This is a genomic window from Bifidobacterium sp. POST2/T3 (B1), assembly GCF_058197115.1.
The window spans coordinates 1-8,611 of record NZ_JBVPQK010000094.1 but is presented as its reverse complement, the minus strand read 5'-3'; the positions used below and the strand labels follow the sequence as shown (position 1 = coordinate 8,611).

The 8,611-nt window shown below is 47.6% G+C and carries 6 protein-coding genes and 1 tRNA gene; 4 read left to right on the top strand and 3 right to left on the bottom strand.

From position 1 onward, the window contains the following. Nucleotides 1-1,689: amino acid ABC transporter ATP-binding/permease protein (locus AC0AP0_RS06060; RefSeq protein ID WP_490429719.1), on the top strand; the 1,689-nt coding region annotated here is incomplete at its 5' end. Between the two features lie 307 nt (nucleotides 1,690-1,996). Here AC0AP0_RS06060 and AC0AP0_RS06055 read toward each other — a convergent pair. Then, entirely contained in the window at nucleotides 1,997-4,030 is a 2,034-nt protein-coding gene (locus tag AC0AP0_RS06055; protein ID WP_490429718.1) for a DNA/RNA helicase domain-containing protein, read from the bottom strand. 46 nt (nucleotides 4,031-4,076) lie between these two features. Then, entirely contained in the window at nucleotides 4,077-4,652 is a 576-nt protein-coding gene (locus AC0AP0_RS06050) for a hypothetical protein (RefSeq protein WP_490429717.1), read from the bottom strand. A 989-nt stretch (nucleotides 4,653-5,641) separates the two neighbouring features. Between AC0AP0_RS06050 and AC0AP0_RS06045 the strand changes: the two genes are divergently transcribed. The 3 genes from AC0AP0_RS06045 to AC0AP0_RS06035 all read left to right on the top strand — a co-directional run bounded on the left by AC0AP0_RS06045 (nucleotide 5,642) and on the right by AC0AP0_RS06035 (nucleotide 7,632). Continuing rightward, nucleotides 5,642-6,070, top strand: coding sequence for a hypothetical protein (locus AC0AP0_RS06045; RefSeq protein ID WP_144178635.1), 429 nt, complete (start codon nucleotides 5,642-5,644; stop codon nucleotides 6,068-6,070). Nucleotides 6,071-6,098: 28 nt separating this feature from the next. After that, nucleotides 6,099-6,515: a hypothetical protein gene (locus tag AC0AP0_RS06040; protein ID WP_144178633.1), complete on the top strand. Its 417-nt coding sequence runs from the start codon at nucleotides 6,099-6,101 to the stop codon at nucleotides 6,513-6,515. A gap of 646 nt (nucleotides 6,516-7,161) precedes the next feature. After that, nucleotides 7,162-7,632, top strand: a complete 471-nt coding sequence (locus tag AC0AP0_RS06035; RefSeq protein WP_144178631.1) for a hypothetical protein — start codon at nucleotides 7,162-7,164, stop codon at nucleotides 7,630-7,632. 903 nt (nucleotides 7,633-8,535) lie between these two features. On the opposite strand, the gene AC0AP0_RS06030 is transcribed toward AC0AP0_RS06035, so the two are convergent. After that, nucleotides 8,536-8,608: transfer RNA gene (locus AC0AP0_RS06030), tRNA-Ala, on the bottom strand. Between the last annotated feature and the right edge of the window lie 3 nt (nucleotides 8,609-8,611).

Sequence of the window (8,611 nt, the reverse complement as noted above, 5' to 3'; positions counted from 1 at the left end):
ATGGCCCGGCTGATGAAGCCTCTGGCCGGTACGGAGGGCAAGGCCATCCTCTGCGGCAGCCTGGGCCACCTCTTCGCAGTCTGGAGCATGATGGCGGCCGCAGCGGCCCTGATCGGCCTGGTCGCGGACTGGCCTCCGTTGAATGGCCAGTGGGTCATTTGGGCCCTGGTGGCGGTCCTGACTGCTCTCAGCCGTGGGGTCATGGCCTATGGGGAGCAGTACTACAACCACGAGATGGCTTTCAGCATGCTCCGGGACATCCGCACGACGGTCTTCGACAAGATGCGGTCCCTTGCCCCGGCCGACCTGCGCGACCAAGCACGCGGAGACATGGTGACAGTGATTACCAACGACATCGAGCTGCTCGAGATCTTCTACGCCCATACGCTTTCGCCCATCGCCATCGCCCTGGTGACCTCTCTGGCCAATTTGGCCCTGCTCACCTGGCTCTCACCCTGGATGGGACTTGCCGCCCTGGTCTCCTACCTGATCGTCGGCCTGCTCATCCCCATCCTGAGCGCCAGGCCCACTTTCAAGGTGGCCATGCAGGAGCGGACGGCCCAGGCCAGCCTGCACTCCCTGCTTCTGGAGACCCTGCAGGGCCGCACCGAACTGGCTGGATTGGGGGCTCTTGGCAATACCCGCCATCGAGTGGGAGCCGCCACCGACCAGATGTTGGATGCCCGCGGGCGCACCTCTGAGCGGACCATCGCCAACGATATGGTCACCAATGTGGTCACTCTGATCTGCGCCGGAGCCTTCACGCTGATGGCCTGCCATCTAGGTTCGGCAGGGTTGGTGGATCCGGCCCGGGGAATGATCGGGCTGGTCGGCTTCCTCTCTTCCTTTGCTCCCTTGATACCTGTGGCTCGGCTAGGCGCTGGCCTGCAGCCTACTTTGGCTGCCGCTCGAAGGGTCTTCCCGCTTCTGGACAAGGAGCCGCCTGTATGTGAGGTGGAATCCGATGATGGGCATTCCCTGGAGGAGTTCACTGAAGAAGAGGCCAAGGCCGTCTCCTTCTCATACGCTGGCAAGACTGACCCAGGCAAGAATGACTCAGGTAAGCATGGCAGCAGGACTTCGGTTTTGGATAATCTGGATCTTTCCATCAAACCTGGCGAGTTGATCGGCATCCAGGGGGCCAACGGGGTTGGCAAGTCCACTTTGATCGACCTGCTGATGCGGTTCCAGGAGCGTAGCGGCGGGGACCTGACGGTTTCCGGCCTGCCTATCGAGACCATCCGCACCGCCGACCTGCGTGCCCAGCAGGCTCTGGTGAGCCAGGACACTTACATATTCAGTCTCACGCTGGCGGATAACATCGCCCTGGCTCGGCCCGATGCCAGCAGGACGGATATTGAGCAGGCGGCCCATGATGCCTGTCTGGATGATTTAATCGACCAGCTGCCTGATGGCTTGGATCATCTACTTGCCGACAACGGTTCGGACCTGTCCGAAGGGCAGCGGCAGCGGGTGGCATTGGCTCGCGCTTTCCTGAGCTCGGCGCCCTTCATGCTCCTGGACGAGCCCACCAGCAACATGGATGCTCTCTTGGAGGGCCGTGTCTTGACCAGGCTGATTGAGCGGAAGGGCGACCGTACCTGCCTGATCGTCTCTCACCGACCCTCGGTCCTTGCCCGAGCTGACCGGTTGCTGACACTGCAGGATGGAAGGCTAGTCTCTGTATGATTCCCCTATGAGTGGGAGAATCAATAAGTACTGGTGCAGATTTTTAGACATGCTATATAGCTACCGATGCAGATCGGCGACTATATCAGCTAATCAAAGGGCAGACCATTCTAATCGCGGGCTTCCTCGTCAAGTCAAGGTTTGGGAAGTCAAGTCTTCGGTACTGTGACTGATTTGCAATAAGAACAATATTAATTCATCAAAACCTAGGTTGATGCCGCCCTTTACCCTGGCTATAGGCATCACGGCATTCACGAGTTTTGGGGCCCTGGGTGCGGCTTCAAAGCTCGCTGCAGCTGTTAACTGCTTAATGAATACCCATAACATCCTTGAAATGCTGTTCGAGGGCCTTGTCTTGGAAAAAGACCCTAACGCCATGAATGCCCCGAGTCAGTAAGACGTAGTAGATTCCGCGTATTTGTTGATCAACAGCTTGGTTGTAATGTTCGACGCCATACTGCTTTTTTTCATATTTAGGAATGCTACCTGCTATGTGTTTGTAATTTTCGGGTATCCCATGTACATGCTGTCCATCATATCCAATATCTCGTGCAACTATTACCCCTGCAAAGTCAAGATCTTGCCCTTGAACGGCGAATATGGATCCTACCTGGTGTCTATGCTTTTCTTCGGAAGATTCGTCGTATACGAAATCCTTATATGTGTCGTTCCAGGCCCAGCCGTTGACTGTACGGCCAGATTCATCTGTGTCGAACCAGACCTTTTTCCCGAGTTCTTTCTTGCGCCAATTATGTGTGTAGCCTGCTACTACTCGATTATGCGATCCAGGGTGCTGCTTCTTTTTTTCGTCAATATAATCAAATAGTTCCTGTATCGAGTTGACAATGCCGAAATAGGCATCAGTATCGTCGTCTTTTGTTCTGAATACTTCACGGTTGAAGTTGCTGTCGGTATCGAGCTGTAGAAAATATCGAATCCCTTTGACGAAATCCGTGCCTGAATCAAAGTTTTGGCCTTGGGGGCTGATTCTGTACTGATGCTCCAGACGATGAGGCATAAATTGTATGTCGTGATATCTACATTCTGTATCAGTAAACTGAAAATCAGATTCCCGTCCGATGGAACCGCTGTATACCCATTGATCTGGGTCATAGCAAATCACAACATTTCTGACTCTGCCGGTTAGCTTAAGGTAATGGAATAAATCAATATAGTCTGTGATTGGTTCACCGCTATATTTCAATTTCCCTGGCAGCTCACTATTGAAATACTTTGAAAGAGAAAAATCTATGGTATCGCCATTCTGGTCAATGGTTTTATAACCTTTTGTCCATTGAGTGCGAAAGCCGTTATTGGTTTTCCCGTACTTGCCTTCTTTGAAACTAGGAAGTCCGTGTCCTTCATCTACAAGAATGGTGCTGTAGCGAATATCCTTGGTGGGATCCGCTAATGCTTTAACGATATCTGCGGTGAAAGAGCCTATATTGTATATCCCTACATTGGCCATATGATACCGCTCTTCTACGTCTGCTCCTTCATTTTCAAAATTGCTTTGAAAAATAAGGGCGATTTGTCCGTTAGCGGGATCGTCTCTATCGGTTACTGTTTGTGCGCGCTTATCCAGCTCGGCAGCAATTTTAAAGAGCAGTAAGGTTTTCCCTGTTCCGGCCCCGCCAAGAATAATGTGGTTATTATCTGAGTTTTCAACAACATTATTTAGAATTTTTTGTTGTATTGAGTCGAGTCTGAGTCTAGGGGAGTACTTGCTGATCAATAGGTCTCGAATGCCGTCTGGTATGGTTTTATTGGAGCATCCGACTTCATGGAGTACATTCCATATTGAACTCAAGATTTCTGCCGTCTCGTCGGGAAAGTTATACGTATCGTTAGCGTTTACTTTTTCGGCTTTGCGGCCGCACATGTGGAAATTCGACACGAAAGTGCGAATCAAATTTTCAAACCTAGATGCGAAATTCTGGGACGTGGGTAAGTTGTCAATGATGTCGAGTTTTTTATCTGAATTTGATTGTGACCAATCAGCATCTGCAAGTTCTTCGACCAGAGCAGATTCAATAAATGAGATTGAGTCTTTGGTAATCGCTTTTCCGGTGACTAATAATAACCGGTGAGTCTGATTCAGATTATTTTCTGCGACTAGCTCTTGGAGTCGCTGATTTCCTGAGTTATCGGCTGATTCGCTCTGTGAACCAATGCATACATAGGAACGGTCACAATAGATAAAAAGCGCCATTTGCTTAGGGTCAGCGATTGTCGCTTTGCAAGGGGCACTATCAACCAAGCAGTATTTATCTTTTGGTGCTGACCCCAGATCGTAAATGCAGCTTCCACCTACGCGTTTAGCGAGTATTTTATCTGTCATTAGTCACTCCATATGTGTGGATAAACGAGTGTGGTCGTTCCTGTGCTTACCTTAGCTTGCCGTTTTCGTTCACCCAGTCGCGCCCGTTGTTATCTCTGAAACAGAGGGTTACATCAGATTCAGAGAACTTCAATATTGTCTTGACTGGGATTTTAGCCCCATATGCCTCCCAGAAGCAGTAACCGGTCGAGCTTTCAAGATCCTTGACTAGTTGCACAGGGTCTTTCCATTTATCTGTACCGAGATGGGTCTCTTCTTTTCCCTTTTCGAAGAACCACATGCCGGGCGGAAGCAACGCGACACGTTTCATCGGCCCACCCATAGATTTTTCTAAAGAAACATTGTATATCGGTGTTTCAGATAAATTGCTTATGATCATGCCTTCACGGTTTGCGTTCTTTTTATCTGCGCCTCCGGCGTACCAGGCACTTACCTTCTTGGCGGATTCCCTTTCAATTTGGTATTTGCTCTGATTGAGCTCTTCTTGCGCTTTAGCAAGCTGTTTTTTGTTTTGATACCATGCTATAGAGCTACTTCCAATTGAAATGAAAAGTGCGACTATAGCAGCAAATCCTTGAATTAAGTCGGCATAATTATTGAGCCAATTAAACATAGCTATCACCCGTTAGCCTCATTGAGTCTGTTGATATAGGCACCTTAATCAAGGTACACCCGATTATCAGGCGGTTAAAAATAGGAAATCAAATAGGCATAACTTACCGCAAGTAAAAAGCTTCTTTTAGTACTGTCATCATGTAGCCTATGCTGCTTCGTTATTTTCTGCCGTAATAGATTTGTTCTCTTCGCGAGCATAACTGTGAGTAAGAAATGGATGGGTGTTAGTAGAAATTGTGCAATTAGCTGGCATGTAGTCCTATTAAAAAGTCAGACTTTTTATGCAAGTCAGGCTTTTATCAGGCGAAAGAATTGCAATAATCGTCAATTCAGGTTTCTAATACCGTATTAGTCTGCGGGTAGCGGCAATGAGACTAACCCTATTCTGATCTTCAAGTAGCCGTATTTGTGGAGGTGGTGGTTCTTGCTGAGGATTTTCGGATTGTGTTGTTTGAGTTTTGAAGTAGACTGGCTTTGACGGCTTGTGAACTGTCCTGATATACATGTCTGAGGCTATCGGTAGCGGAGGTCTGGGGTTTGCGGGGGTGTCAGGGTTCGATTCCCCGCGTTTGAGTTTCCAGTAGGTGAAGCGCGAGAGGCCCGCGTCGGCCGCGACCCTGTCTTGGGAATATCCCTTGGCGGTGCGTGATCTGGCGATATTGGTGCCGAGTTTTCGGGTGTAGTCCTTCCAGGCCAAATCAATGTTGTTCATAAGTTCAATACAAATAGGATGTCATGTTTTCATGGTCATGTATGCATGACATAATGAGCACAGCAGGGCATTTGGCGCAAGCTCGGTTATGCTTCAGTCGGATTGAAGGGGTCTCTGCCGACAATGGCTGTGGGTTCGTGGGAAGAGCAGAGGGGCAATTGTGGAGAAAACCGAGAATAGTACTGATAGGAGCAGCGGTGAGAGGCGCTGGCTCATCATCATAGCTGCCTTGGTGCTGGTAGTTGCTGTCGTTTGTGGTGGGCATATGGTGGCATCGTCATTCTGTGCAAGAGCTTGATTGGGCCTTTGCCTCCTACAAGTCGGCGGCCAGGTCCTACAAGGTAGCGGTCAGCGAATATCGCAAATATCTCGCATCTGACGAAGCGGAGTCCGCTTCGGCAGTTATGGATGATCAGTTCAGCAACGCGAAGACCGTCCAGTCAATGGCGAAGAGCGTGCAGACCGTCAATCCGGCCTCCAGCAAGACGGTAGATATGAAAACCGGCTTGACCGGGGATGCGTCTACCAACGAATTGGGAAAAGCTGCCGAAGCTTTAAACACCCAGACTTCGGAGATGAAGTCGAGGCTGAAGGTTCTCAAGGCCAATGTACTTGCTGTCACCACTTCCCAATCGTATTATAGGCTGCTTTCTGATGCTATCGGGACCGGAGATAAGGTCTTGGCTGACTCCGACGACAAAGTGTGGTGGTGACCAGAAGCGCAACGATCTGACCAAGGCTTTGGGATTAGCTAAGAAGACCCTTCAGAACAGGAAGTCACTTCTTAAGGCTTTTTCTGGTACGAATGCTGAACTTGATGTCAAGGTCAAGGCAGTGAATGATGCAGTCTCGGCCAAAGCCCAAGCGAATTTCCAGGCTGCTCAGGACGCCGCACGGGCCCAGGCTGCTGCAAGGGCTTTCTCTAATACTGGTGGGGATATAGTGCTCCTGCGCCTAGGCGGTAATGGTTATCGCACTTCCTCCCGTAACGGCAGTAGAAACCATCACACTCCCGACGAAGGCAACACGTCAGCCCCCAAGGGTGGCAACTGTGGTCATCCTACATGGGCGGGTACTACAGGTAGCACTCCAGGTATTGCTCATTGGGAAGGTAACGATTTGTATGTTGATACTAAGTTCCAATACTTTTTAGATTAAGAATCATCCTCTTTTACATGTCTTCACCCTATTATCAATGAGTATAAACAAGAGAGCTATATGTTTTGGTATCAGGGTTTTACGCATATTCTCGTTTCTCTACCTATTTTGTTACTCGGGTTCATGCTCTTTTATTGGGTATAGAAAGAGACGGTGTTGGTACTATGTGAACAATAGTGTACTGATGAGGACGAGAAGATGTGCCCCCGCGCTGTCATTCATACTCGAATTGCTGGTTAAAAGTTAGCTTCTGCTAGTACGGGCTAAACATGAAGGACATCCAGAGAGTGCAGGTACCTCAATCTTTCAAGCTACCAGTATTGAATCTGATTATTTTCTGCCAGTTTGTGCCATTTTATAGGACAGCTATGTAGGATCATGATTAAATAGCTTAAGGCCAATGGTGTGAATCAGTTAACTTCTTTGGCCGCATATATACAACGGCAAAGATAGGCTCCTCCATTGCTGAATTATTTCTTATTACAGATGGTACCGGGTTCATGTGCTTATGGAATACAGATTCATCTCTGGAGTAGCGGGTCAATGGTACTGTGTTATAAGGAGAGTTCAATTATGACAGATTGGCCCGTTTCTTTTTTGATACGCCAGGATTTGCTTAAATTTTTAGGTTGTTTATAAACTATAAATGATGAAAACTCAAATTATTGTTGCGCTTATAGCTGGCTTGGCAGCCATATTGGGGCCTTTTCTTCAGAATCATTTCAGGATTGATCCGAGACAATCTATAGAACGCGATTTGAAGATTGCAGAGCAACTTCCCGACGAGTCTAAAGCAAAGCAACTCCTTAAGAAGGATATTGAAAGACGCGTACAGGAATTGGCTATGCATGGAAAAGGAAAGAGAGCCTGGGGACTAACTATTTTTTGTTTAGTTGCTGGTGGTGGCTGTTTATATGGAATGGCCGTTCTCTTTTATAAAGGATGGGTTGGGCTAGGTTGGGCACGTCTATTGATTGTCCCTTCTTTGATTCTTTTTGTTTTTGCTCTGGCATTTCTTAATCAGGTCCCCGGATACTTCAAGAAAGTCCCTCGAGACGAGCAAGGTAACATTGTATCTATAGATGAGCTGGGAGGAATAGATCGCGATAAGAAATAAAGAAATTGAATCAGTATTACATGTATGTAGATCTGCTCAATTGAGTGGTGCGTCGATTAGCGTCGATTATATATAAAAGATTATACCTCAGTATTAAAATATCTTATTTGCTATATAGCTAGTCTTAATACTAGATTCTGCGATGTGTATCAATTTAAAAACATTCACATATGTACATTTCATTGGTGGTCGGGATTGCAGGCACTAGTGTAATTTAAAAGCTCTGTTCTAGGGGTTCTGGCGTTTTCGTACGATTAGTTTATCGCCGCGCATTGCTATAGATTTTATCTTTTCACTATATGGTTATGAGTTAGTCTGGTTGGCATGAATTGGAATTAGGAGCGTTGAGTGCTGTTGCTACAACATTTGCTGCGATAGCAGCTTTAGTTCTGCGTGTTTATAATTTAGGTTTTGGTTAACAGAAGTACGAAGCATGAGCATACTGAGTGAATGATAGATCTTTCGATGCAGTTGTATGCGGCTTGCGAGCATTACGTTTTAGTCGCTGGGCGCTTTCGAGATCAAACTGAATGGATGAGTGGAGTAAATTCTCTAGCCTATGCGTTGGAAGCATACAGGTGGAAAAGGCCAGATGAAGACTCTTTGGATTATCGTTCAAGTCTTAGGAAATTGATGAAGAGACTAGCTGATGTCAAGCGATGCTTTAGCTGTCTTCGCTCCTTATGACACCCAGTTTGATGCGGCCTCCGCGTGCGTATGATGCTGACTGATGCCTCCTTACGCAGGCTTTATTTGGTTGTTTCCTTATTTTATAGCGGTTACTCAAGTTCGCGATAACGCTCTGAATCGAGCAGAAATTGTCGCAATTATGTGTAACAACAGTCAAAGCAATAAAACGGTATATAGAAACCTCATAGATCTAAAGTTTTTAAGGTTCCAAAGTGGAGCTAGCCGGATTCGAACCGGCGACCCTCTGCTTGCAAAGCAGATGCGCTACCAGCTGCGCCATAGCCCCGTA